The sequence below is a fragment of the Pseudodesulfovibrio tunisiensis genome (assembly GCF_022809775.1).
GTDB lineage: Bacteria > Desulfobacterota > Desulfovibrionia > Desulfovibrionales > Desulfovibrionaceae > Pseudodesulfovibrio > Pseudodesulfovibrio tunisiensis.
Genome location: NZ_CP094380.1, coordinates 3454287 through 3479015 on the forward strand (window position 1 = coordinate 3454287; position 24729 = coordinate 3479015).

The following is a 24729-nucleotide window of genomic DNA, read 5'->3' on the forward strand; positions in this document are numbered from 1 at the left end:
GACTTGTTTTTTGCCGTTCGTTAGAATGAAAGAAAAATAGTAATGAAGTGGGAATTTTCATGGCAAAGCATATTGATAAAACCAACAGTCTCTCCGAAAGCATGAACTACACATTGCAAAAATGTATGGAATGCTATGAACAAAAAACAACTTGTTCTGGATTTGCAACGTATTATGAGGATTTGGATTGTTTTACTGCAGGACTCCAACCCTCTGATTTGACTGTTGTTGCTGGACGACCTTCTGTTGGGAAGACAAATTTTGCTTTGAATCTGGGTTTAAGAGTAGCTACTCGATCTAACGTGCCGAGCTTGTTTTTTAGCATTTCCCATAGTCTCGAACAAATTATGATGAGAATATTTTCTATTGAAGCAAAAATTCATTTTCATAATCTAAAGATGGGATATCTAGGTGATGAAGATTGGATAAAGCTTTATAATGTCAATAATGAATTGAGCCATGTTCCTTTTTTTATTAACGATACACCTCGACTTACGGTGGAGAAAATTGTTAAAATAGTGCATGAATATGCTGAAAAAGAAAAGCTGGGATTAATCATTATTGATTATTTGCAGTTGCTTTGTCCGGCAACTCCACGCTTGCCGAGGGATCAAGAAATTGCGGATATGACAAGAGAACTTAAGATTCTTGCCAGAGAAACAGAAACGCATATTATTTTATTGTCTCAGTTAAACAGAAGGTGTGAGGATCGACAAGATAAGCGTCCCTATCTTTTTGATTTGCGCGACTCCGGGGCTATTGAAGATGATGCCGATAATATTATGTTTATATATAGGGATGCACTCTATAATAATTCTGATGATAATCCTTTGAAAAATAAAGCTGAAATAATCATGGCCAAACAACGTAGCGGTAGTGTTGGCAATTTTGATTTGTTTTTCCATTCAGACTATGGACTGTTTGAAAACATGAATACCGTATCTGATACCGACAGGAAATGAACTGTAGTCTTGTAAAATGAGGGAGTCGAGACACAGTCTGAGGCTTTATCCATCTTCTATTCCTAGGCTTTTGGTAAGCAAGTCGTACAGCTAAGTGCTAGCGTTGCTTCCCTGCCAAGCGATCCGCAAGCCTCTCTGTCCTTAAATGCGTATACCGCTTTAGCATTTGTAAATTTTTATGGCCCGTAATTTCGGCAATTTCCATTATGTCTAGGTCTGTGTTTTCGAAAAAACGGGATGTGGCTTCATGGCGAAGGTCGTGAAAGGTTAGATTGGGGATGCCGGCCGCTTCACGTGCTCTGCGCATGGCAATGGTAATGGCATTTTCGCTCATCCCGAATACTGAGCCTGAAAGTTGTCTTGGAATGCCTTTAAGGATGCAAATGGCGGCGGGAGAAAGTGGGACAGTCCTTTCCGATTTGTTTTTGGTGTCAGCGAGGTAGGCCGTGCGGCCTTTGAGGTCAATATTGTTCCATTCCAGGTTTGCAATTTCCGATCGACGCATGGCCGTCTCAAGAGCGAACTGAACCACTGGTCTAAATTTTATACTGCATGCCTCAAGAAGGCGTTCTTCTTCAGATTGCGCAGGCTCTAGGCGGCGAGTTCGCCCCCCTTCCAACTTGGGTTTTCGAGTCCTTTTGACCGGGTTGGTGAGGCTTTCCATTCCCCAATCTGTCGCTGCGATTTCAAACAATCGGGAAAGAGTCGCCAAGTCTAGACGGATGGTGTTGCCCTTAACCCCTTCCTGCTCTCGTTCCCTGATAAAGTCGGCAATGTCTTTGGTGCGGATAGTGGCGAGATAATGTTTGGCAATGTCCCGTTTTTGGATGGCCTTTGCTCTTCTCGTTTCCGTTGCCACCATTTTTAGGTTCGGAATGTATTCCTGAATGAAGCGGTCGAGGGCCTCGTATAGAGTTGTGCTTTCGGCTTCCTTACGGGAGACAAAGACACCTCGGTCCATTTCGTTTTCAATGTCTCGCGCCCACTGCTCGGCATCCGTTTTTCGTTCAAACGTTTTGCTTTGCTGGGGATAGCCTTTTCGGCGGATTTTTACTTGCCACTGATGTTTGCCGCGTTTCTGGATCGTCGCCATTTCATTCCTTCTATTCAGGCAGGTTTGAAATTACTGTCCCAGAAATGTCCCAAAAATACAATATGGCAACAAAAAAAAAGGGTCTAGCTTGAAGCTAAACCCTTGATTTTCCTGGAGCCAGAGATGAGACTTGAACCCACGACCTGCTGATTACGAATCAGCTGCTCTACCAACTGAGCTACTCTGGCCGGATGAGGGAGTGACGTATAAACCATCGGGCGGGGAGTGGTCAAGGAAAAAGCGCGGGCAGGGTGTTGTCGTGGCTGGGATTATCATCGGCTGGTGGACTTTTTTGTGTCATTGTACGCTTTGGCAACTTTTCCTGAATTTCAAGCCGAAAGAGCGTGCACACGATGATGGTACAGGGGTCCATAAGCAGAGCGAATTTCATCAGTATGCTCCTTTTGTCGTGGATTTCGATCCTCGTTCTGGGCGCGGCATGGGTATACAACGATTTCAGGGAATTCAACGCCGAGTCCGATCGCTTGCGCGCAAAGCATTTCACTGTCCGCAAGAATATTGTGAAGGAGCAGGCGGAGCGTGCCGCCTTGCTGGTTTCGGAAGCCCGGGCCGTTGGGTTGCGCAACTTGTGGCAATCGCTGGAATCCAGAGGCGACAGGGCCGTGAATCTGATTCGCGCCGTGAAGGCCGGTCTCAAAGAGCAGGTGCGGGCTGCCGATGTCTTCAGGATTGTTGCGAAAACGTTTGATGCTGCGGACAACAGGGAATTTCAGAGCAAGGTCCTGCCGTCGGAAGGCATGCTTTTCCTTTTGGGACCGTTTCCCGGGGAAGTCGGTGAAAAGTCCCTCAAGGAACTGGTGAAGAGCATTCGGGAGGCATCCGCTGGCAAACGTCAGTATTCATTGGAGATAGCAGAGAAAGGTCAGGTCTGCACCGTGCTGCTGGAAGTGATTCCCATGCCGGATTTGGGAATGACCGTTGTTTCCGGGGCCTGTCTGGAGTCGGCGGAAATGCGCATCAAGGAGAGCGTGCTTCGTCAGCTGGAGACGATCCGTTATGAGGGCGACGGGTACATTTTCGCTGGCTCATGGGACGGGCTTGCTGTTTTGGGACCGGCGCGCGGTACCAACGTGCTTGACGTGACGGATGTAAACGGCGTGCGCATCGTGCGCGAGCTGATTCAGGCGGCCAAGCGGGGCGGTGGCTATGTCCGTTACGTGCTGCCTCCCTTTCCCGGGGCGAGGAGTGGGGAAAAGGTCAGCTACGCCGTGCCTGTTCCGGACTGGAACTGGTATTTGGGTGCGGGCGTGTTCGTGGATGATGTCGATGCCCTGATTTCGCGCAACAGGGAGCGTTTGCGTTATGATGTTTTCATGCAGCTCGGCATGGTCGGAGGCGGGCTGCTGGTTCTCAGCCTGATTTCCCTTTTCATTTCCCTGCGGCTGGCCAGCCGGATGCGCGACAACATCAATGCCTTTGCCTCTGCCTGGGAAGATGCGTCCCTGCAGGGCGAAGAGATTGATCCCGCCTTTCTGAATTACAGTGAATTCCGGGAGCTGGCCCACGGGGCCAATCATGTGCTCAAGGCTTGTGGTGAAGCGCAGGACAGCGGCGCAAGGGCCGAGGAACGCTATGCCGCTCTCGTGGCCTGCATTCCGGGCATTGCGTTCCGCTGCATCCCGGACAGGGAATGGACCATGATTCTCATGGGCGGGATGGTTCTGGATATTACGGGATATCCGGCCGAGGATTTTCTTACCCGCAGGCGCACGTATGAGTCGGTCATTCATCCCGATGACCGGGAATGGGTGGTGCGCGACATCGAAGAGGCGCTGAAGACCAATCAGACGTATACCGTGGAATATCGGATCGTGCGGGCGGATGGTTCGACCCGGTGGCTGTTCGAGCGCGGGCAGGGCACGGCGGTCGAAGAGGAAGGCTATACCCGGCTCGACGGCGTGATTCTCGATGTGTCGGATCGCAAGCGGGCCGAGGACGAATACTATTCGTACCTGCATTTTCTCGAAACTCTGGAGCGGGTGGACCGGAATATCCGCAAGGCGGACGACCTCGAGGCCATGCTGTTCGAGACGTTGGAAACGGCCCGCAAGGCGTTGGGGGCGGATCGGGCATGGCTGCTGTTTCCCTGCGATCCGACGGCATCGACCTGGAGCGTGCCCATGGAGCGGAGCGCATCGGAATTCCCCGGAGCCATGCAGACCCGCGACCCGCTGCCCATGGTCCCGGAAGTGCAGGACGTTGTTCGAAGCTGTCTGGAGACTGACGGGCCCGTGATCTATGATCCGGAAACCCGGCGTCCCTTGCCGGCCATGAGTGCGGAACAGTTTTCCATCAGGTCGCAGATCGTCATGGCCGTGTATCCTTCCGTGGGGGAGCCTTGGATGTTCGGCCTGCATCAATGCCGTTTCGAGCGGGTCTGGACCGCCGAGGACCAGCGGCTTTTCCGTCAGATAGCCCGACGCCTTGCGGACGGGCTGAGCACGCTGCTTTCCCTGCGTCAGCTTCGGGAGAGCGAAGAGCGGTTCCGCACCTTTTCCGAGCAGACGATTCTCGGGATCGGCGTGTTGCAGGAAGATCGGTTCACTTACGTGAACAAGGCATTCGCCGAGATATTCGAGGATACGCCGGAAAACATCATGGGATTGCCTCCAGGCGGATACCAACAGTTGGTGCATCCCGATGACCACGATTTCGTGACTCGTCAGGCCTTTCTCAAGCAGGAGGGAGAAAACGGCGCCATTCAGCATTACCAGTGGCGTGCCATGACTCGTCAGGGAACGGTTCGGTGGGTGGAGATTCATTCGCGGACGGCGTGGATTGGCGGCAAGCCTGCCGACCTGATTTCCCTCATGGATATTTCCGAACGGAAAATTGCCGAGGCCAACCTGGAATCCGAAGTGGCGCGGCGTACTCAGGAACTGGCGGAAAAGGCCGAGGAGCTCGCCGATGCCAATGAACGGCTGCGTGATCTGGACGACCTCAAGACTTCGGTTTTGACCACCGTGTCCCACTATCTGCGCACGCCCCTGACTTCCGTATTGGGATTCGCCAAGCTGGCTCGCAGGGATTTCGACAGATATTTCGGAAAATTGGCAGGGGTGAAGGGCACGCTTTCACGCAAGGCTGATCGGATTTCCTCGAATCTGGAGGTCATTGAGAACGAGAGCGTTCGTCTGAATCGGCTGGTGGATGATTTCGTGGACCTCTACAATATCGAAGCCGGTCGTATTGATTGGGACGAGCATGTCGTGTCGGTGCGAAGCCTGCTCGATCAGGCACTGAAGGGCGTCATGTGGCGGTTCGAGGAAAAGCCGGAAGTCGCGATTTCTCTGGAGGTGGCGGAGGACATCCCTCTTGTGCGCGTGGATTCGGAAAGGCTGGTTCGCGCTCTGGAAAAGCTGCTGGACAATGCCGTGAAATACACGGAGGCCGGAACCGTTACCCTTCGGGCATCGGCGACTCCGCAGGGCCGCGTGCGCATCGAGGTCGAGGATACGGGCATGGGCATCCCTGAAGAGGTCATGAAGAACCTGTTTTCCAAGTTTCATCATGTGGAGCTCAAGGATACCATGACCGAGAGCGACAAGGGCACCGGGCTGGGCCTGTCCATAGCCCGTCATACCGTGGAGCATTTCGGTGGCAAACTGACCGTGGCCTCGATCAGGGGCAAGGGCAGCACTTTTTTCGTGGAGTTGCCCCCGGCCTCCTGATTCCCGTCATTGCAGCGTCATCAGCAGGTTGCCCAGCTTGTCCACCTTGCATTCCGCATCGGGCGGCACCACGATGGTGGAGCTGTATTCCGTGACGATGGCCGGGCCGGAAAAGCGGTTGCCGGACAACAGGGCCTTTCTGTCCATGATCGTGGCTTCCCGCCATTTTCCGCCCAGGAACGCGGGGCGCGTGCCCAGTTTCGCATTTGCGGGCGGAGTCGCTTCACCGTCCGGCAGTTGCGGCAGCTCCGGCCGGGAGAGTTCGCCCCGGGAGGCCAATCGGACGTTGACGACTTCCATTTCCCGTCCGGGATCGGCATAGCCGTACCGCTGCTCGTGGAGCCGTTCGAACGCCGTGTGGAAATCCGATTCGAACGGCACCAGCAGTTCATGGGATTGCCCCTTGTAGCGCATGTCCAGAAAACGCTCGTGGCGGACGGATTCGCGGGCCACGGATTCGGATGCGAGATCGTCCTCGCCCCTGAGCTCCATTTCCCTGAACACGGTTTTCGCATTCTGTGGGGAAAATTCCCGGGCCGGAAGCATGATCGTGCGCGAGTAGTCCTTGACCACGTCGGCCATGAGCATGCCCACGGCCGAAAGAATGCCGGGATTGGCCGGAATCAGGATTCGGGTCATGCCGAGCGAGCGGGCGAGTTCCGCGCAATGCATGCCACCTGCTCCGCCGAACGGGAACAGGGTGAAGTCGCGTGGGTCGAATCCGCGTTCCACGGAAATGACGCGTACGGCGCGCTCCATGTTGGCGTTGGCAATGTCGAGGATGCCCGAGGCCAGTTTTTCCGGGGACATGTCCATGTCGAGGGCCATGCGTTCCAGCTCGGCGCGAGCTGCGTCTTCGGCCAGCGCCATGCCGCCGCCCAGAAAGAAGTCCGGGACAATGCGGCCCAGATAGAGGTTCGCGTCCGTGACCGTGACCCGGGTTCCGCCCCTGCCGTAGCAGATCGGTCCCGGAGCCGCGCCCGCGCTTTCCGGCCCCACGGTCATGGCGCCGCCACGATCCAGCCCCGCGATGGACCCGCCTCCCGCGCCCACGGTGTGGATGTCGATCATGGGCACCTTGACCGGATATCCGGCAATGGCGGACTGGGTGGTCATGGGCAATCCGCGGTTCAGCAGGCATACGTCCGTGGAGGTCCCGCCCATGTCGAAGGTGATCAATCTGTCCATGCCGGCGGCGCGGCCGATTTCCAGTGCGCCCACGGCTCCGCCTGCCGGGCCGGAAAGGATGGTCCGCACGGATTCGTGCATGGCGGTTTCCGCGGAAATGGACCCGCCGTTGGATTGCATCACGCGAAACGTGTTGCCCTGCACCCATCTGTTCAGATCGGTCAGGTATCGGGTCATGATGGGCGAGACATAGGCGTTGACCACGGTGGTCGAGGTCCGTTCGTATTCCCGGAATTCGGCAAGGATTTCGTGGGACAGGGAAACCGGAATCCCTTTTTCCCGGAACAGCCTGCCCAGCAGGTTTTCGTGCTCGGGCCGGAGAAAGGAGAAGAGCAGGCAGACCGCCACGGATTGTGCGCCGGAATCGGCCACGGCCTGCACGACCTTCTGCGCCTCGGCTTCGGTGAGATCGGATTCGATTTCGCCTGTCGAGGTGACACGACCTGGTGCACCGAAGCGCATTTCCCGGGGAATCACCTGTTCGGGTCTGCGATAGTGCAGGTCGTACAGGTCTTCCCGGTTCTGGCGGCCGATTTCGATTACGTCCTCGAAGCCCGCGTTCGTGACCAGCGCGGTCCTCACTCCCTTGCGTTCCAGAATGGCGTTCGTGGCCACGGTGGAGCCGTGTGCAATGGATGCGCCCACGCGTTCCAGCGAGTTGCCCACGCAGGTCTGCTGGGCAATGTGGCCCAGTCCTTGAATCACCGCTCTTGAAGGATTGTCCGGGGTGGACAGGGCCTTGTGCACTCGAACCCCGGATTTGTCCTTGTATATGAAGTCGGTAAAGGTGCCGCCGGTATCTACGCCGATGATGAGCACGTGAGCCTCCGCTGTTTCTTGTCTACGGATTTGTCAAAAAAAGACTGGCGTGTATGCGAAAATGTGAAAGCCCGAGAACTGCGAGAGAATACAGGAAACACAAGGTGTTCGTCTATGGAACACTCAAGCGTGGATTTCCCAGCCACAGATTTCTGCGCGATGCGGATTTTGTCGGCTATGCCTGGACCCGGGACAGGTACGCCCTGTATCAGGACGAATATCCGGGCGTGTTCCCGGGCGAGCCCGTCAGTCGCATTCGCGGCGAGGTCTACGCCCTCGACGACGAAACCTTGCAGCGACTGGACCTGCTGGAGGCTCACCCGCATCTCTACCACCGGGAAAGGGCGGTCATGGAAATGGATTCCGGGGTCCTGCTCACGGCCTGGATATATTTCTACCCGCATGCCTCGGGCAGGCTGTTCCCGGAGGGAGAATGGAATCCGCCGCTGACGTAGCAGGCGGCGGAGCGGTCGGTGTCCCTCAGTCCTTCAGATGCAGGGTCATGCGCACGTCCGCGACCACGGCCTTTTCATGGTTCACGAGCACCGGGTTGAATTCCGCCTCCCATATCTGGGGAAAGTCCCGGGCCAGTTCGGACATGGTCAGGATGATTTCCTCAAGGGCCGTGAAGTTCACGGGCGGTTCGCCCTTCATGCCCTTGAGCAGCATGTAGGACTTGATTTCGCGGACGATCTCGAAGGCGTCCTGCCGGGACATGGGCGCGAGCTTGAAGGCGATGTCCTTGAGAATCTCCACGTACACGCCGCCCAGACCGAACATGAGCAGCGGGCCGAACTGCTTGTCGCGCTTGAATCCGATGATGACTTCCTTCACGCCTGCCGGGGCCATCTTCTGGACCAGGCAGCCCGCGATGTACGCATCCGGGCGCATGCGCTGGGCTCTGGCCGTGATGTCCTGAAACGCCTCCCGCAGTTCGGCCTCGTCTCCGAGGTTCACGCGCACGCCGCCCACGTCGGACTTGTGGGAGATGTGCGGCGAGGCGATCTTGAGCACCACGGGATATCCGATGGATTCCGCCACCTGTGCGGCTTCGTCGCTGGATCGTGCCAGTTGCGTCTGCGGGGTGGGCAGGCCGTAGGCCTTGAGCACTTCCTGCGCTTCGAATTCCACGATTTCGGGTTCGTTGCGGCGTTCATGCTCGTGGATGACCTTGGCTGCCCGTTCCGGGTCGCGTTTGACCGAGGCATAGGACGGGGCCGGACGGGTCTTCCACAGGGAATAGTCGTACATGGTCTGGATGGCTCGTACCGCGGGCTCGGGAAAGGCGTAGCAGGGAATGCCTGCCTCGCGGAGAATCCTTCGTGCGCCCGCCACCCGGGTCTTGCCCATGAAGCAGGCGAACACGGGTTTGCCGCATTTTTTCGCCATGCGCACCACGGCCTCGGCCGTTTCGTCGATCTGCACGCTGGCCGTGGGGGTGAGCAGGACCAGGAGTGCGTGGGTCATGGAGTCCTCGGCCACGATGTCCAGCGCCTGCCGATAGCGTTGCGCGTCCGCGTCGCCGATGATGTCCACGGGATTGTACACGGCCGCGTGGCTGGGCAGGAATTCCTGAAGTCGCTGGATGGTTCGGGGGGAAAGCGGGGCCACGTTCAGGCTGGATTTTTCCGCTGCGTCCGCGCACAGGATGCCCGGACCGCCGGAATTGGTGACAATGGTCAGATTCGGGCCCTTGGGCAGGGGCTGGGTCGAGAACGCCTGAGCCAGATTGAACAGGCTTTCCACGTCCCGGGCGCGGATGATGCCGGTTTTTTCAAAGGCGGCGGAGTAGGCCTGATCCGACCCGGCAATGGCGCCGGTGTGGGAGGAGGCCGCTTTTGCCCCGGCTGCCGTGGTGCCGGACTTGATCATGATCACGGGCTTGTTGCGGCTGGTGATGGCCGCCTGTTTGAGAAATTCCTCCCCGTGCTCCACGTTCTCGATGTATCCGAGCACCACGCTGGTTTCCGGATCGCGGTCCAGATAGCGGAGCATGTCGGCATCGTCCATGACCGCCTTGTTGCCCAGGCTCACGAACTTGGAGAAGCCGATGTCCGTGCCCAGAGCCCAGTCCAGAATGGCCACGCAGAGTGCGCCGGACTGGGAAAAGAACGCAATGGACCCGGCGTTGGGCTGGCCCGCGGCAAACGAGGCATTGACCCCGGCAGCCGTGTTGATCATGCCCAGACAGTTGGGGCCGAGCAGGGCCATGCCGTGCTTGCGGCACAGGTCGGCCATGGCCTGTTCCTGATCGTGGCCGTCCTTGCCCACTTCCTTGAACCCGGCAGTGATCACGATGGCGGACTTGGTCCCGTGTTCCGCCAGTTCCCGGAGCGTTTCCAGCACGAACTGACGCGGCAGGGCGATCACGGCGAGGTCGAGACCGCGCGGCAGGTCGGCAATGGAGGTCGCGGCTTCAAGGCCGAGAATGGTTCCGCCTCTGGGGTTCACGGGATGCAGGTCGCCCCGGAATCCGGCGTTGATCATGTTGGAAAGTATGGTGTGTCCCACCTTGCCCGGGGTTGCGGATGCGCCGACAACGGCCACGGACTCGGGGGTGAAGAATGCCTGAAGATTATCTGCGGTTCCCAACGGGATGCTCCTGATGCGGTTGATTGCGGCAGTACGCGACGGCCTTGGTCAACCTACACTGAAACCGGGTCGCGAAACAAGGGCGCAAAACAGCGGTCAGCGATCGGTCCCGTCCTTTTCGGATGCGGGCTTTTCCACGGCCTTGGACGCGGCTGCGGATACGCTTGCGGCCTGTTCCGGGGTGAGTTCCGCGTTTTTCGGTATCTGCACGGCCACCCGAGGCCGTGCGAATTCGATGCCCTGCTCCCTGAAATGCTTGCGCAGCTTGGCCAGAACCAGCTTGCGCAGGGTGAACTGGCCGCCGGGTCTGGTCATGAACTTCACGCGCATGCGCATGCCGTGTTCCTCCATGGCCTTGACTCCCTGACTCTTGATGTCGTCGAGCATCAGGGCGTCCAGCTCCGGAATGGCGCGGATTTCCCTGTTGATGGTCTTGACGATCTTCTTGACCTTCTGGATGTCCGTGTCGAACGGAACCAGAAAGTTGAGCTTCATCACGGCCCAGTCCCGGGTGTTGTTCCTGATCAGGTTCATGGAGCCGAAGGGGATGGTGTAGAGCATGCCCAGATGGTGGCGCAGCTTGATGGAGCGGACCGAGATTTCCTCCACCGTGCCCATGGCTCCGCCCGTCTCGATGTAGTCGCCGACCCGGAATGCATCGTCCATGAGAAAGAAGATGCCGGAGATCACGTCCTTGACCAGGGTTTGCGCGCCGAAGCCGAGGGCGATGCCGAACACGCTCGCGCCCGCGATGAGTGGCCCGATGTCCACGCCCAGCGAGGACAGGATGATGAGCACCGTGACGACCAGGATGGCCGCGAAGATGAATTTGCGCAGCAGTTGCAGCAGGGTGGAGAAGCGGTCGCCGCCCGGCCCGCCGCCTTCGTGGCTGCCGCCCGGGTCCTGATCCGCGCTCTTGTCCCTGAGTCGACGTTCGATGCAGCGGCTGGCCGTGACCCAGAGGATGTAGGCCAGAACCAGCGTGATCAGGCAACTGAACGCGGCCCGCACCGTGGCGCGGCCGATCTCGATGTCCATGCCCCATGCCGCAAGCAGACCGAAGAAGGCTCCGGTCAGGATGATGAGTCGGAATCCGCTGCTCAGGAACGATTGAAAGCGGGTTGGTTCGAACATGGACGGCGCGGGTGTTTCGGCTTCTGCGGAATCCTCCCGATCGAGCGGCACGCCCGGTCCGGCAAGGTTGGCGGCAAAGGTCACGAGACGCTGGGTGCCCCAGTCCAGAAGCAGGCACAGGGGAATGAAGAGCAGGGTCATGACGCCGGGGAGCATGGCTCGCCCGCCGAACACGATGAGTGCGAACACCCAGAACAGCCAGAAGAACAGCACATAGGTCACGACCATTGCGTGCCACACGTCTGCGAACTGGTGCGGTAGCGTGCCGGGGCGCGTGGCGCTGCGGATGGCATTGGCCACGGGGTTTCTGTGCCACAGGGCCAGCAGGTAGAGCATGGCTGCGATCGCGAATCCGAAACAGGCGGCTGCGAGCAGGAAAAGGGCTTCGCTGCCCTGTTCCATGCGGATCAGGGTGCAGGTGAACAATCCCAGGGCCGCAATCCGGTTCAGGTTCGTCCACCAGCGTTGGAGCAGGAGTGCGGCATGGTCCGAGAGCGGCAGGATGCGCAGGCCCGGCGCCTTGGGTGCCAGAAGGAATCGTCCGGCAAGTTTGGCGGTCTCCAGCAGGATGATGGCCAGAAGCCAGGCAAGGAGCACCGGGCGGCTTCCCGCTGCATCGCCGAAAAAGGCCAGATATCCGGTCAGAACCACGGCCGAGCCGATCAGCAGCCCGAACAGGTCGATGGCGGCCCTGAGCAGGAGGCGTCCTGCGCGTTTGCGCCATGGCGCGTCTTCGGCCGTCTGCTCGATGCGACGGCGCAATCGCCGGGTCCTGTTGCGGAAGAGCCGCATGAATCCGGCCCAGAGAATCGTGAGCGCGGCAAGTCCTGCGGCCAGTTGTCCCGGTGTGAGCGTGCCGACCCCGGAAAGCATTGCCCTGAGCGTGCCGGGAAGTTCGGTCGGTGCCGATGCCGCTCCGGAAAAGAGCATGTCGAACCGGTCGCGGGTCAGGGAGGAGAGCGTCTGGAAATTCCGGACGATCGCGTCCAGCCCGTCCGGTTGCGTTGTCGCGGTTTGCGCAGCATCCCTTTTCACTTCCTCGAGCAAGAGGCGTCGCACCTGTTCATCGCTCATTTGCGCGAGGATGCGTTCTGCTTCGGACGGGCTGGTGTTTGCCGGGAGCGTGTCCAGTCCCGTGGATGCGGCATGAGCGGGAAAGGGGAGGACGGAGAGACAGATGACGAGCGTCAGTATCGATGCGACCAGCCGTGGCATGCGTTTCTCCCGGGTTCGGATGCTGTTTCGGGGTATTGTTACATGAGGAGCGAGTCCCGTGTCCAGCGCGACGGGTCAGGACGCGGAAGGGATGTCCAGAGGGTTGGGCTGCGGAAGGGTCACCACGAGCATGGTGCCTTCCTCCTCGGAGGTGGACATGGTGATGTCTCCACCCATGGTTCGGGCCATGAGACGGGCCGAGTAGGTGCCGAGGCCCGTGCCTCCGCTTTTTTCGGCCGTGGCGTACTTGTCGAAAAAGGCGGTGCGGACGGATTCCGGCACTGTACCGAAATTGTGAATCTTGAGCTGGAGTTCGGATCTGGATTTGCGGATTCCCAGAGTTACCCGATTGTTTTCCGGGGAGGCCTCGATCGCGTTTTTCAGCAGGTTGCCGAGCATGGAATAGAGCAGGGGGTCTTCGGCCGGGAAATGGCATTGCCTGCCCGGTGCGGGCGGCCTTCCGTCCAGAGTGACGAGTATGCGCACCTGTTTGGAGTCGGCCAGTGAGGCAAGGTTGTTGGCGCATATCTGCGCGGTTCCCAGAATATCCACTTCCTTGGGGTTGTATTCGTAGATTCCGGTTTCCATGCGGTAGAGCTCCAGCCCCCGGCTGATCATTTCCAGGGCCGAGTTGGCAGCCTGACGCATGCTGGCGGCGATCTCGGACTGTTCCGCGTCCAGATGCGTGAAGTGCTGGATGTATTCCAGTCCGCTCAGGATGCCCGCGATCGGGGTCTTGATGTCGTGCCGGGCAATGCGGTCCACCTCCTCCCTGAGTTCCTGCGCCTGCTCCTGTTCCACCAGATGCCGGGCCTGAATGCGTATGAGCATGATCATGGCCAGAAGCAGGAACCCGCCGAGTGTGAACATGGCCAGCGAGGAACAAAACACCAGACCGCGGAGTCGGGTCATGCGCTTGGTTATGTCGAAATACATTTCGAACGCGCCCAGAAAACGGGCTCCGTTCATGTAGGGCACATAGGATTCCACGATATCGTGTTCAATGCGGTCTCCTTTCAGCGTGATGCTCTCCTGGGAGATCAGCTTGGAAAAGGGAGTGCCCGTGGACACGATCTCGCGAAAATACGGGGTGTTGTTGATCTGTCCCATTTCCCGGGGATTGGTGGAATACAGGATTTCTCCGTCCGGGGCGTAGAAGCGGACCTTGGTCAGGCCGAAGGCGTATTCAAGTCTGTAGATTTCCGCGAAGAAGGTGTCGGTCATGCGGGATCTGGTCAGTTCGCTGTGCTTGAGGGAGGCGGGAGAAAGATGGCGGGCGAGCCGCATGGCGTCGGATTCGATGCCCTTGATGATCACGTCCTCGAACGCCGGATACACGAAGATCGCATTGGCAAGGGGCAGGGTCAGGGCGAGCAGCAGGGAGCCGAAGATCATGCCGAGCAGGATCTTGTTGTGGCAGGCCCGAAACGGGCATATTCTTTCCAACAGGCTCTTATCATTCGTCATGTGTGCCTCCGCCCGTAAAGTCGACGCAAATGGCGGTTTTATGAAACTGGCAGAACCCGCTGTGAACTGCGATATTATTTTTCCTTTTTTCAGGCAAAAGTCTTGCCCGGGACAGCTTGATTGTATACCTAGAAAGTCATGTTTAATGACTCCCTAGGGAGTATGAATCATTGTTTACTCCGGCTTTTCACGGTTTTCACTTTTCTGGCCTCCTGGCTGAAAATCGTGATTTGTCGATGAAATATCTACATATTCCGATAATAATTTTTTTCACATAGTGCTTGACGCAGTGTGGAGAGTTCTATACCAACTCGGTATGAAATGATTCATACTGCGATAGTATGGATCGTGGGGGCTTGCGTTGAATTTCCGCGATCTGCGTGGATTCGACACCGGATTTCCGGACCGGGGCGCGACTTTCGGGGTAATGAGCCGCGCGTGTTTTTCCGGCCGGAATGGGGATGGCCGAGGAGCTATCAGACAAGCACATTTGGACCGAGGCATTGCGGAAGGTCCGGTCGAGCGTTCCGCCTGACGCGGGCGCTGTGGACGGGGTGCATCCGAGGATGTCTGACAAGGGATTGTTGCCGGGAGCCCTCGGCAACATGCCGAAACGCCCCCTGTGGAGCAGGGCGCACAGTTTTCCACTAACCTATCAAGGAATGCGTTATGGAGAGAGGAAGACGACTGCTGTTTTGGGCTGGAATCATGTTCGTGTTCGCTGCCGTGTCCATCGTCTGCCTTGAAGCGCAGGGCCTGGACGCGATGGCGAAAGCCGATGATCCCGCCCGCGCCGACATTGTCACCATCGACACGATGGCCGACTTCGGCAAACTGGAACTTCCGGCGGTGGCCTTCTACCACGACATGCACACGGATGCCCTTGCAAAGCAGGGCAAGGATTGCACCGCATGTCACAAGAAGGATGCCGAAGGAAAAATGTCCCTCAAGTACGACCGCTTGAAGGATGAAAACGCTGCCAGCGTCAAGGAAATCTATCATTCCGGCTGCATCAGCTGCCACACGGAAATGGCTGATCTGAGCCAGAAGACCGGTCCGGTGGACGGCCAGTGCCGTTCCTGCCATACGGTCAAGCCGCTTCAGAGCGACAGGCAGCCCGTGAAAATGGACCTGTCCCTGCACGCCCGCCATGTCACGGCGACCGGCGGGGATGAAAAATGCGGCACCTGCCACCATCGCTATGACGAGGCTTCCAAGAAGCTGGTCTACGAGAAGGGCAAGGAACAGAACTGCCGCAACTGTCACGAGCAGATGCCGACAGAGGAAGTCAAGCTCTCCTTTGCTCAGGCTTCCCATGCTTCCTGCGTGCCCTGTCACCAGAAGTTCGCTGCCGAGAAAAGGGACTCCGGTCCGGTCAGGTGTGCAAGTTGCCATAGCGCCGAGGCCCAGACCGAAATCAGGCAGCTCAAGGACGTTCCCCGGCTCAAGCGCGGTCAGCCCGACGTTGCACTGCTCGTTGCCAGGGATACTCAAGGCAGACCCCGGGCCGATGTGGGCGCGGTCGCGTTCAATCACAAGGCGCATGAGACCTACGCGCAGGACTGCCGTTCCTGCCATGTGGGCAAGGGCTCCATGGATGGCGACTTCTTCAAGCTGGCCGGCGACATGCACCTGCCTTCCAACACGCAGGGCTGCGTGGGCTGCCACAAGACCCGCCAGCAGGACCCGACCTGTGCGGGCTGCCATGCCCAGATGAAGCGGAATGCCGCTCCGGATACCGCGTCCTGCGCCAAGTGTCATGATGATTCCCTGAACAGCCTGTACCGCGACGGAAAGATGCCGGAAAGGAACGTGTCCGAGGCCAAGGCTGCGGAAGTGATTGCCGGTCGCGATCTGACCGTTTCCACCATTTCGGTGAACGAGATTCCCGAGACCGTGGTCATCGACAGCCTCGTGGACAAGTATCAGGCCAGCCAGTTTCCGCATCGCAAGATCGTGCTTTCGCTCCTCAAGGGCATGAAGGACGACAAGCTGGCGGGCTACTTCCACGGGCAGGAAACCCTCATGTGTCAGGGGTGCCATCACAGGAGCCCGGCGTCCAGGACTCCGCCCGGATGCGGCAGCTGCCACGCCAAGCCCTTTGACCCGGCCACCCCGGATCGTCCCGGCCTCAAGGCCGCGTACCACGGCCAGTGCATGAGCTGCCACACCGCGATGAAGCTGGAAAAGCCCAGGAACACCGCGTGTGTCGAGTGCCACAAGAAGAAGTAATCCGAATCCGGTGAAAATACTGAGGAGCAATCCATGAACCGAAGAAAGTTTCTCGGCTTGATGGGAGCGGCGGGAGTCTCCGCCACGCTGGGAAAAAAGGCTGAAGCCGCCGGAAACGTGTCGTTCGACGGGTATCCGGGCAGCAAGGGCGTGCTGTTTGACGCCACCCGCTGCATCGGCTGCCGCAAGTGCGAGGTCGGGTGCAACGAGATCAACGGCCTGCCCGCGCCGGAAAAGCCGTTCGACGACCTGACCGTGCTCGATACCGAGCGCAGAACCGAAAACGAAGCCTATACCGTGGTCAACAAGTACGAGACCGGCAAGGGGTCCGTGTTCCGCAAGATTCAGTGCATGCACTGTCTGGAACCGGCCTGCGCTTCCGCGTGCTTCGTGTCCGCGTTCAGGAAACAGCCCTCGGGTGCCGTCAGCTATGACGAGTCCGTGTGCGTGGGCTGCCGCTACTGCATGGTTGCGTGTCCCTTCGAGGTGCCGACCTATTCCTACAACGACCCCATCACCCCCAAGGTGATCAAGTGCCACCTCTGCGAGCCGCACATCCAGTCCGGCAAGGTCGAGGTGCCCGGTTGCGTGGGCAAGTGTCCCAAGGAAGCGCTGGTCTACGGCGAGCGCTCCGAGTTGATCAGGATTGCGCGCCGTCGCATCGAGGCGCATCCCGAACGCTACGTGGATCACATCTACGGCGAACGCGAGATGGGGGGCACGAGCTGGCTCTACCTCTCGGGTGTGCCGTTCGGGGAACTGGGCATGCGCGAGGATCTGGGCACACATTCCGGCCCGGAACTGACCTCCGGCGCCCTGTCCGTGGTGCCCATGGTGCCCGCGCTGTGGCCCCTGCTTCTGGCCGGGGTGTACGGCATGACCAAACGTCAGCACAAGATTGCGGACAACGAGAAGGCCGATGCCGTTGCCGAGGCGATCGCCACGACACAGGCAGAGGCTGATACCAAGCTCAAGGCTGCCATGCAACGCGCCCAGTCCGACAAGGAAGCCACTGTCAAGCGCGAGGTTGAAAAGGCCCGGCAGGAGGCGATCAGGGAGGCCGAAGAGGCCGCCAGAGCCGCTGCCGAGGGCGACGACAATGCCGACAATGGCGAAAAGGAAGAGGAGGGCGCGTAATGTCTACCGAAGCCGTGTCCAATAAATCCGTCTTTACTCCGTTCAACGTGATCACCGGCGCCATCATCGCGATGGGCCTGATCCTGACGGTCATGAGGTTCTACAACGGTCTCGGCACCGTCACCAATCTCGACAACAACAATCCGTGGGGCATCTGGATCGGGTTCGACCTGCTGGTCGGCGTGGTTCTGGCCGCGGGCGGCTACACCACGTCGTCCGCCGTGCTCCTGTTCGGCATGAAGAAGCATCGCGCCGCGGTGCGCCCGGCCCTGCTGACCGCATTTCTGGGCTACTTCTTCGTGGTCGTGGCCCTGACCTACGACCTTGGCCGTCCATGGCGGCTGCCGTATCCCTTCGTGGTGCAGAGCGGCACCACCTCCATGCTCTTCGAGGTGGGCCTGTGCGTGGCCCTGTACCTGACGGTCCTGTTTCTGGAGTTCAGCCCGGCCGCGCTCGAGTGGCTCGGCTTCAAGCGGCTCCGCAACTGGATCCACAAGGGCACCATCGCCCTGACCGTGTTCGGCGTGGTCCTGTCCACCCTGCATCAGTCCTCGCTGGGCGCGCTGTATCTCATCGCCCCGAGCAAGCTGCATCCCCTGTGGTACTCGACCTATCTGCCCACGTTCTTCTTCATCTCGTCCATTGCCGCTGGTCTGTCCATGGTCATGTTCGAGGGGTGGATTTCCCACAAGGCGTTCCATGATCACATGAGCGAGGAATACCTCGGCCAGCACGACGATCTGTACTACGGCTTTGCCAAGGGCGCGAGCTGGGTGCTGCTGGGCTACTTCTTCGCCAAGGTCATCGGCATTGCCGTGGATGACGAGTGGCATCTTCTGGCCACGGGCTGGGGCCAGTGGTTCCTGATCGAACTGCTGGGCTTCGTGCTCATGCCGTGCCTGCTCTACGCCATCGGTGCGCGCGAGAAGAACCTGAAGCTCATCAGGTGGACCGCGCTGCTGACCGTGGCGGGCATCATCCTGAACCGTCTGAACGTGTCGCTCATCGCCTTCAACTATCACCTGCCTGCCGACCAGCGGTACTTTCCGAGCTGGCAGGAATTCGGGATCACCATCTTCGTGTGCACCCTGATCGTGGTCACCTTCCGGTTCATCGTGACCAGAATGCCCATCTTCCACGATCATCCCGATTACAAGGACCACCACTAGGCCCTGAGGAGGAAACAATGGAACAGGCATTCTACACGCTTCAGGATTTCATGCTCTACACCAAGGGGTGGGCCTATGTGCTCATGGGCGTTTCCCTCGTGGTGTTCGTGGCCTACTGGAAGTTCCTGTTCAGCAGGGACAAGGACTAACCGGCGCACTGCCCGGTAAGGAGATACCGAGATGTACGAACTGTTGACTGGTCCGATGCTCTGGCTGGCGTTCACGGTGAGCGTGGTCGGCCTTGCGCTTCGAATCGTTATGTATATCAGAGGGCTGGACTGGAAACTCGACCGCGTGGCCTACCGTCCCCACATGGGAGCGGGGCTCAAGGGCGCGTTCCGCTCCATTCTCGCCTTCATCGTGCCGTTCGCCAACCGCAGCTGGCGCACCAAGCCCGGGTTCACGATCATGTTCTTCGCGTTCCATATCGGGCTGCTGGGTGTGCCGCTCTTTCTGGAAGGCCATGCCGTGATCCTCAAGGAGCGCTTCGGCATTGGCTGGCCCGCCATGTCCATGGCCGCGGCCGACCTGCTGACCATCGTGACGCTGGTGGCCGCCGGGTTCATGTGTCTGCGCCGTCTGGTGCTGCCCGAGGTCAGGATCGTGACCGACATCAGGGACTGGGCCGTGATGATCATTTCCATTGCCCCGTTCGTCACCGGGTATGTCGCGGTGCACCAGTACGGCGATTACGGCTTCTGGCTGAATGCCCACATCATCACCGGCCTGATCTGGATCGCGGCGCTGCCGTTCACCAAGCTGTTTCACGTGGTCGGGTTCTTCCTGTCCCGCGCCCAGCTCGGCATGGACTTCGGCATCAAGCGCGGCGGCATGAACTACGAAGGCTTCCACTGGTAGGAAGGGTCGGATTTAATCAAGGAGTGGCATCATGCCTGAAGGAAAGCTTTGCAATAGAAAACCGATCAATACCGAGGAGTACCTGCAGGAGGTCCTCTCCGACACCGGCGGCAAGCAGTATTACGCCGAGATGGAGGAACTGGACGTTGACGTGCCCAAGCTGCAGGCTGCCCTGAAGAATACCCTCAAGTCCAGAACGAAGACATGGCTGGACATGTGCGCCCACTGCGGGCTCTGCGCCGACGCGTGCTTTCTGTACGAAGTCAACGGCAAGGACCCCAGGCAGGTGCCCGCGTACAAGATACAGTCCACGCTGGGCGAGATCGTGAAGCGCAATGGCGAGGTGGACAACGAGTTCATGCGTCATTGCATGGATGTGGCCTGGTCCCAGTGCACCTGCTGCAACCGCTGCGGCCACTACTGCCCGCACGGCATCGACATGGGCGTCATGTTCAGCTACCTGCGCGGCCTGCTCTTTTCGCAGGGATTCGTGCCGTGGGAGCTGAAGATCGGCTCCGGCATGCATCGCGTGTACAAGGCCCAGATGAACGTCACCACCGAAGACTGGGTCGAGACCTGCGAATGGATGGCGGACGAGTACAGCGACGACTGGCCCGGGCTGGAAATCCCGGTGGACAAGGTCGGCGCTGACATCATGTACACCTGCAATGCGCGCGAGCCCAAGCATTATCCCGAGGACATTGCGGAAGCCGCGATCCTGTTCCATCTGGCGGGCGAGAACTGGACCGTTCCCAGCGAGGGCTGGGAGCAGACCAGCCTGACCATGTTTGCCGGTGACTGGGAAGGCTGCACCATGCAGGTCAACAACGTGTACGCGGCCATCGAGCGCCTCAAGCCCAAGCGGGTTTTCGGCACCGAATGCGGCCATGCGCACCGCGCCTCCGCCATTGAAGGCCCCTACTGGGCGGGCCGTCCCGACGGCCAGCCGCCTGCGCCGTTTCGCCATTACGTGGAATGGGTGGCCGAGGCCCTGCGCGAAGGCAAGATCAAGATCGATCCGGCCAAACGCATCAAGCGGCCCGTCACGCTGCAGGATTCCTGCAACTACGTGCGCAACTGGGGCCTTGGCTCCATTACCCGCGAGATCATCAGCTATCTGGTGGAACCGGGATACTTCATCGACATGGCACCCAACCGTGAGCACAATTACTGCTGCGGCGGCGGTGGCGGATTCAACGGCGTGGGCAAGTACCGCCCGCAGCGCAACGTGGCCCTGCGCAAGAAGCGCGACCAGATTCTGGCCACGGGCGCGGAACTGGTCATTGCCCCGTGCCACAACTGCTGGGACGCCATCCGCGACCTCGAGGAAGAGTACCACATCGGCATCGAGTGGAGTTTCCTCAAGCCACTGCTGATCGAGATGGCCATTGTGCCCGACCACCTCAAGCCAAGGGACGAATAGGGCGCAAGCCCCTGTCCCGCGGCCGAGGACGGTTGATTTGCTTCACGAACAGACGAGGTGACCTATGTTTAAGAAAATCCTGTTTGCGACCACGATTTCGCCTTCCAGCGATGCAGCGGCGCGCGTGGCCTTCGATCTGGCCGAGCGCTACGAGTCCGAGCTGTGGGCATTGCATATCGTGGGCGTGCCCACCCGGGCCTTCAGCCATCTCATCACCGATTCCAAGACCGGCGAGGAAGTGACCCTTGACGAGGACTACGTGAGTTGCGTCAGGGACGAGATGAAGGAGTACTACGCGAACCAGCTCAAGTCCTGCCCGGACTGCGTGCTGGACGCGGCCTCCGGGGTTCCCTACCGGGAAATCCTGCGCAAGGCCCGCGAGGAAGACGTTGACCTGATCGTGATGGGCGGCGCCGTGACCGAGGACGACAAGGGCGCTTTCCGGCACAAGATCTATGCAGGCAGCACCCTGCACGCAGTGGCCAAACGCGCCCAGTGCCCGGTGCTGGTGGTTGGCCGTCCGGCTGCGTCCTTCTGGGGCGGATTCTCCAGGATCGTATTCGCCACGGACTTTTCCAAGGCCAGCGAACACGCCTTTCAGTTCGCGCGCACGGCTGCGGAAAGGTATGACGCCGAACTCAGCGTGTTCAGCGTCATGGACCTTTCCGGCATCCACGCCGGACACAATCTGTCCCAGGACCGGATCGAGGACGAACTCATGGAGATTCGTCGCAAGATGCGTCGGGACTATTCCGCGCAGCTCAAGGGCGTGGAGTGCGATTTCGAGGCATGGGAAGGCATTCCCTACGTGGAAATCGTCAAGTACGCCCGCGAACGTGGCGCCGATCTCGTGGTCATGGCCCTGCAGGCCACCGAAGACGAGGCCGGTGTCATCGGGTCAACGCTGGAGCAGGTGGTCATGCGTGCCAACTGCCCGGTGATCTGCGTCAATCGCGCCGCCAAGGCGTAACGGACAAGGGAACATGTCCGCGCGCCCGGCAATGGCCATGTCGGGCCGAGAGGAAGGCCGGACGCGCGGATTCCGGAAATACAACCATTAGGGGGCAATCATGGCAAAGAAGATCATGATCGTTGATGACGATCCCAACATCGTCTCGTATCTGACCGATCTGTTCACCGACAACGGCTACCGGACCTGCACGGCCGCGGACGGCACCGATGCCCTGACCGTGGTTCAGGAAGAGCAGCCCGACCTCATCACCCTTGACCTGGAAATGCCCAGGGAATGGGGGCCCCGCTTCTATCGGAAACTGACCCAGAACGACGAGTTCAAGAAGATTCCCGTCATCGTCATCAGCGGTCTGGAAGGCAACAAGTACGCCATTCAGAAGGCTGTCGCCAGCCTGACCAAGCCGTTTGACCGTGACGAGCTTCTTTCCATCGTCAAGGACGTTCTCGGCGAATAGCTCCGGCTGTCGCCATGCTGTGATTTCCGGCCCGGAACCGCGCTGTTCCGTGGCGTCTGTTCCGGGCCGGCAAAATTTCCATAGAGTGCCATGCTGCTGCTGAACCACAAATATCTGGGATACTCCGTGCTTCTGGCCGATGCCGAGGAAGGCGTGCTCCTCGCGTTCGAGGGGCATCTTGCTGCGGCAGGCTATACCGTGCTCAAGGCTTCGTCCGACAGGGAGGCACTGGCCCTGTTTCAGGAGGAAAGGCCGTCCATCGTCGTGCTGGACCTGAACATCGGGGACATGAACGGCGCGGACCTGCTCCGGCAGATGAAGCGCGACCGGCCAGATACGCAGGTCATCGTGCTGGCGGATTACGAGGAAATCGAACTTGCCGTGGAATGTCTGGATTGCGGCGCGTCCGACTACATCATCAAGCCCGTGGTCCGCACTGCTCTGGACGTGTGCCTCGACCGGGCGCACGAGCGCATCGCCATTCGCCAGAATATCCGCAAGTACAGCGAGAATCTGGAACTGATGCACACCACGCAGCTCACCCTGCAACAGCTTTTCGACGAAGTGCCGTGCTACATTTCCGTGCAGAGTCCGGACAAGCGGATCCTCCGCGCCAATCGGCGTTTCAAGGAGGATTTCGGGGATTACATCGGCGGGTATTGCTACCAGATATACAAGCATCGGACCGCGCCATGCCCGAACTGTCCTGTGGAAGCCACCTTTCGCACCGGAAAATCCTACCAGACCGAGGAAATCGTCACCACGTGGAACGGCACGCGATACAACGTGCTTACGTGGACCGCGCCCATCCGCGACGCGTCCGGCGACATCAAGCAGGTGCTGGAAATCGCCACGGACATCACCCAGATTCGCGAATTGCAGGATCATCTCACCAATCTCGGTCTGATGATCGGCTCCGTGTCCCATGGCGTGAAGGGCATGCTCACCGCACTGGACGGGGGCATGTACAAGCTGGAAAACGGGGTGCGGCGCGGAGACAACGCCAGGATCGAGGAAGGAACGAATTTGATCAAGGAAATGGTCAACCGCATCCGCAACACCGTGCTCGACATCCTGTACTACGCCAAGGAGCGCGAACTGAACTGGGAATCCGTGAATGTGGTGGATTTTGCCCATGAAGTGGCCAACACCGTGGAGCCCAAGGCCAAGAATTCCGGCATCACCCTGATTCGCGAGATCGACGAGGCTCTTGGCGATTTCGAGATCGATCCGTCCGTGGTGTCGTCCGCGCTGGTCAACATCCTCGAGAACGCCGTGGATGCGTGTGCCGGGGATGACACCAAGGAAGAGCACTGGATCACCTACTCCGTGATGCGCAGGAACGGGGATATCGTGTTCCGCGTCTGCGACAACGGCATGGGCATGGACCGGGCCACGCGTGAAAAGATGTTCTCCCTGTTCTTTTCCTCCAAGGGCAGCAAGGGAACCGGACTCGGCCTGTACATCGCCAACGAGGTCATCGACCAGCACGGCGGCAACATCAAGGTCGAGTCCCGGGAAGGCGAGGGTACCTGCTTCATCATCACGCTGCCCAAGTCGTGCCCATGGAAGCCGGGCGAGGGCAAACCCGTGAGCAATGTGCGGCTGCTGGAAAATCCGATTCCCGCCGACAAGTAGCCTCTGCGATTTCTGCCTGGGAACAGTGAAGGGGTCATGCGGATAACCACCAGAAGCCGGTATGCCACGCGCATGGTGATCGACATCGCCCTGCACTGCGATGAGGGGCCCGTGCAGATCGGCGACATTGCCCGGCGTCAGAACATTTCCGTCAAGTATCTGGAAAAGCTGATTCGGGAACTGCGCAAGGCCGGGCTCATCAGGAGCAGGCGCGGTCCTCAGGGCGGCCACATGCTGGCCCGGCCCGCTTCGGAAATCACGGTGGGCGACATTGTCAGGGTACTGGAGTGTCCCCCGGATTCCGACGGATGCGATTGCGCGGAAAAGGTCTGTGGCACCTGCTCCCGCGCCGGAGAGTGCATTACTCGGGGCATATGGATCGAAACCGCGCGGGGCATGTATGAAAAACTCGATTCCTACGTGATCGGGAATCTGGTCTGATTTTCGGCGAATCCCGAGCATGTTGGTCCTGCGATAATTCTACTTCGGGAGACAAGAAAATCTTCCTGATGGCGCGAAGCCTCCGGATGTCCGGAGCTTCGCGTCTTTTTTGTGTTCATGAAAAGACATATCCATCTGAATTGTTTATCTTTATGTTTGTTCTTTTCCGTACGAAACGCGTGAATGCCGGACGAGTGATTTTATACCTATGTAGTATGCAAATAGAAAAGGCAGCACTTTTG

19 protein-coding genes and 1 tRNA gene are annotated in these 24729 nt (G+C 59.0%); 13 read left to right on the top strand and 7 right to left on the bottom strand.

Going from position 1 to position 24729, the window contains the following annotated elements; all coding sequences use genetic code 11:
• Positions 1 to 59 precede the first annotated feature (59 nt).
• Entirely contained in the window at positions 60 to 962 is a 903-nt protein-coding gene (locus tag MPN23_RS16380; RefSeq protein WP_243545310.1) for a DnaB-like helicase C-terminal domain-containing protein, read from the top strand.
• A 97-nt stretch (positions 963 to 1059) separates the two neighbouring features.
• On the opposite strand, the gene MPN23_RS16385 is transcribed toward MPN23_RS16380, so the two are convergent.
• From MPN23_RS16385 to MPN23_RS16395, 3 genes are all read right to left on the bottom strand, one after another.
• Positions 1060 to 2055 (bottom strand): tyrosine-type recombinase/integrase, encoded by a 996-nt coding sequence (locus MPN23_RS16385; RefSeq protein WP_243545311.1) that lies wholly within the window; start codon positions 2053 to 2055, stop codon positions 1060 to 1062.
• A gap of 112 nt (positions 2056 to 2167) precedes the next feature.
• Positions 2168 to 2243: transfer RNA gene (locus MPN23_RS16390), tRNA-Thr, on the bottom strand.
• A gap of 41 nt (positions 2244 to 2284) precedes the next feature.
• The gene (locus tag MPN23_RS16395) at positions 2285 to 2446 is read right to left on the bottom strand and encodes a hypothetical protein (RefSeq protein WP_243545312.1); all 162 of its coding nucleotides are present in this window, start codon (positions 2444 to 2446) and stop codon (positions 2285 to 2287) included.
• Positions 2447 to 2450: 4 nt separating this feature from the next.
• On the opposite strand from MPN23_RS16395, the gene MPN23_RS16400 reads away from it, so the two are divergent.
• Positions 2451 to 5747 carry a cache domain-containing protein gene (locus MPN23_RS16400; RefSeq protein ID WP_243545313.1) on the top strand — a complete coding sequence of 1099 codons (3297 nt, stop codon included), beginning with the start codon at positions 2451 to 2453 and terminating at the stop codon, positions 5745 to 5747.
• A 6-nt stretch (positions 5748 to 5753) separates the two neighbouring features.
• Here MPN23_RS16400 and MPN23_RS16405 read toward each other — a convergent pair whose 3' ends face one another.
• A complete protein-coding gene (locus MPN23_RS16405) occupies positions 5754 to 7754 on the bottom strand; it encodes a hydantoinase/oxoprolinase family protein (protein ID WP_243545314.1) in 2001 nt (666 codons plus the stop codon).
• Between the two features lie 104 nt (positions 7755 to 7858).
• On the opposite strand from MPN23_RS16405, the gene MPN23_RS16410 reads away from it, so the two are divergent.
• A complete protein-coding gene (locus tag MPN23_RS16410; RefSeq protein ID WP_243545315.1) occupies positions 7859 to 8209 on the top strand; it encodes a gamma-glutamylcyclotransferase family protein in 351 nt (116 codons plus the stop codon).
• A 25-nt stretch (positions 8210 to 8234) separates the two neighbouring features.
• On the opposite strand, the gene MPN23_RS16415 is transcribed toward MPN23_RS16410, so the two are convergent.
• The 3 genes from MPN23_RS16415 to MPN23_RS16425 form a co-directional block, all read right to left on the bottom strand.
• A complete protein-coding gene (locus MPN23_RS16415; protein ID WP_243545316.1) occupies positions 8235 to 10346 on the bottom strand; it encodes an acetate--CoA ligase family protein in 2112 nt (703 codons plus the stop codon).
• A gap of 96 nt (positions 10347 to 10442) precedes the next feature.
• Positions 10443 to 12695 carry a mechanosensitive ion channel family protein gene (locus MPN23_RS16420; protein WP_243545317.1) on the bottom strand — a complete coding sequence of 751 codons (2253 nt, stop codon included), beginning with the start codon at positions 12693 to 12695 and terminating at the stop codon, positions 10443 to 10445.
• A 75-nt stretch (positions 12696 to 12770) separates the two neighbouring features.
• Entirely contained in the window at positions 12771 to 14162 is a 1392-nt protein-coding gene (locus MPN23_RS16425; RefSeq protein ID WP_243545318.1) for a sensor histidine kinase, read from the bottom strand.
• Between the two features lie 669 nt (positions 14163 to 14831).
• On the opposite strand from MPN23_RS16425, the gene hmcA reads away from it, so the two are divergent.
• From hmcA to MPN23_RS16475, 10 genes are all read left to right on the top strand, one after another.
• Complete coding sequence (gene hmcA, locus MPN23_RS16430) at positions 14832 to 16394, top strand: sulfate respiration complex hexadecaheme cytochrome HmcA (RefSeq protein WP_243545319.1); 1563 nt, start codon at positions 14832 to 14834, stop codon at positions 16392 to 16394.
• Between the two features lie 33 nt (positions 16395 to 16427).
• On the top strand, positions 16428 to 17531 hold the full coding sequence (gene hmcB, locus MPN23_RS16435; protein WP_243545320.1) for a sulfate respiration complex iron-sulfur protein HmcB: 1104 nt from the start codon (positions 16428 to 16430) through the stop codon (positions 17529 to 17531).
• Positions 17531 to 18700 carry a sulfate respiration complex protein HmcC gene (gene hmcC, locus MPN23_RS16440; RefSeq protein WP_243545321.1) on the top strand — a complete coding sequence of 390 codons (1170 nt, stop codon included), beginning with the start codon at positions 17531 to 17533 and terminating at the stop codon, positions 18698 to 18700. Before hmcB ends, hmcC begins: the two co-directional genes overlap by 1 nt.
• 17 nt (positions 18701 to 18717) lie before the next feature.
• On the top strand, positions 18718 to 18849 hold the full coding sequence (gene hmcD, locus MPN23_RS16445; RefSeq protein WP_243545322.1) for a sulfate respiration complex protein HmcD: 132 nt from the start codon (positions 18718 to 18720) through the stop codon (positions 18847 to 18849).
• 31 nt (positions 18850 to 18880) lie between these two features.
• On the top strand, positions 18881 to 19558 hold the full coding sequence (gene hmcE / locus MPN23_RS16450) for a sulfate respiration complex protein HmcE (protein ID WP_243545323.1): 678 nt from the start codon (positions 18881 to 18883) through the stop codon (positions 19556 to 19558).
• A 31-nt stretch (positions 19559 to 19589) separates the two neighbouring features.
• On the top strand, positions 19590 to 20981 hold the full coding sequence (gene hmcF / locus MPN23_RS16455; protein WP_243545324.1) for a sulfate respiration complex iron-sulfur protein HmcF: 1392 nt from the start codon (positions 19590 to 19592) through the stop codon (positions 20979 to 20981).
• Between the two features lie 64 nt (positions 20982 to 21045).
• The gene (locus MPN23_RS16460; RefSeq protein ID WP_243545325.1) at positions 21046 to 21951 is read left to right on the top strand and encodes a universal stress protein; all 906 of its coding nucleotides are present in this window, start codon (positions 21046 to 21048) and stop codon (positions 21949 to 21951) included.
• 100 nt (positions 21952 to 22051) lie between these two features.
• A complete protein-coding gene (gene divK, locus MPN23_RS16465; protein ID WP_243545326.1) occupies positions 22052 to 22408 on the top strand; it encodes a DVU0259 family response regulator domain-containing protein in 357 nt (118 codons plus the stop codon).
• 90 nt (positions 22409 to 22498) lie between these two features.
• A complete protein-coding gene (locus MPN23_RS16470) occupies positions 22499 to 24046 on the top strand; it encodes a hybrid sensor histidine kinase/response regulator (RefSeq protein WP_243545327.1) in 1548 nt (515 codons plus the stop codon).
• A gap of 36 nt (positions 24047 to 24082) precedes the next feature.
• A complete protein-coding gene (locus MPN23_RS16475; RefSeq protein WP_243545328.1) occupies positions 24083 to 24487 on the top strand; it encodes an RrF2 family transcriptional regulator in 405 nt (134 codons plus the stop codon).
• The last annotated feature ends 242 nt before the right edge of the window (positions 24488 to 24729 follow it).

Excerpts from the sequence above, each read along its gene's own strand:
- MPN23_RS16425 (WP_243545318.1), bottom strand. The coding sequence starts at position 14,162 with ATGACGAATGATAAGAGCCTGTTGGAAAGAATATGCCCGTTTCGGGCC.
- MPN23_RS16460 (WP_243545325.1), top strand. The coding sequence starts at position 21,046 with ATGTTTAAGAAAATCCTGTTTGCGACCACGATTTCGCCTTCCAGCGAT.
- MPN23_RS16385 (WP_243545311.1), bottom strand. The coding sequence starts at position 2,055 with ATGGCGACGATCCAGAAACGCGGCAAACATCAGTGGCAAGTAAAAATC.
- MPN23_RS16475 (WP_243545328.1), top strand. The coding sequence starts at position 24,083 with ATGCGGATAACCACCAGAAGCCGGTATGCCACGCGCATGGTGATCGAC.
- divK (WP_243545326.1), top strand. The coding sequence starts at position 22,052 with ATGGCAAAGAAGATCATGATCGTTGATGACGATCCCAACATCGTCTCG.
- hmcB (WP_243545320.1), top strand. The coding sequence starts at position 16,428 with ATGAACCGAAGAAAGTTTCTCGGCTTGATGGGAGCGGCGGGAGTCTCC.
- hmcF (WP_243545324.1), top strand. The coding sequence starts at position 19,590 with ATGCCTGAAGGAAAGCTTTGCAATAGAAAACCGATCAATACCGAGGAG.
- MPN23_RS16395 (WP_243545312.1), bottom strand. The coding sequence starts at position 2,446 with ATGAAATTCGCTCTGCTTATGGACCCCTGTACCATCATCGTGTGCACG.
- hmcD (WP_243545322.1), top strand. The coding sequence starts at position 18,718 with ATGGAACAGGCATTCTACACGCTTCAGGATTTCATGCTCTACACCAAG.
- MPN23_RS16420 (WP_243545317.1), bottom strand. The coding sequence starts at position 12,695 with ATGCCACGGCTGGTCGCATCGATACTGACGCTCGTCATCTGTCTCTCC.
- hmcC (WP_243545321.1), top strand. The coding sequence starts at position 17,531 with ATGTCTACCGAAGCCGTGTCCAATAAATCCGTCTTTACTCCGTTCAAC.
- hmcE (WP_243545323.1), top strand. The coding sequence starts at position 18,881 with ATGTACGAACTGTTGACTGGTCCGATGCTCTGGCTGGCGTTCACGGTG.
- MPN23_RS16470 (WP_243545327.1), top strand. The coding sequence starts at position 22,499 with ATGCTGCTGCTGAACCACAAATATCTGGGATACTCCGTGCTTCTGGCC.
- hmcA (WP_243545319.1), top strand. The coding sequence starts at position 14,832 with ATGGAGAGAGGAAGACGACTGCTGTTTTGGGCTGGAATCATGTTCGTG.
- MPN23_RS16400 (WP_243545313.1), top strand. The coding sequence starts at position 2,451 with ATGCTCCTTTTGTCGTGGATTTCGATCCTCGTTCTGGGCGCGGCATGG.
- MPN23_RS16380 (WP_243545310.1), top strand. The coding sequence starts at position 60 with ATGGCAAAGCATATTGATAAAACCAACAGTCTCTCCGAAAGCATGAAC.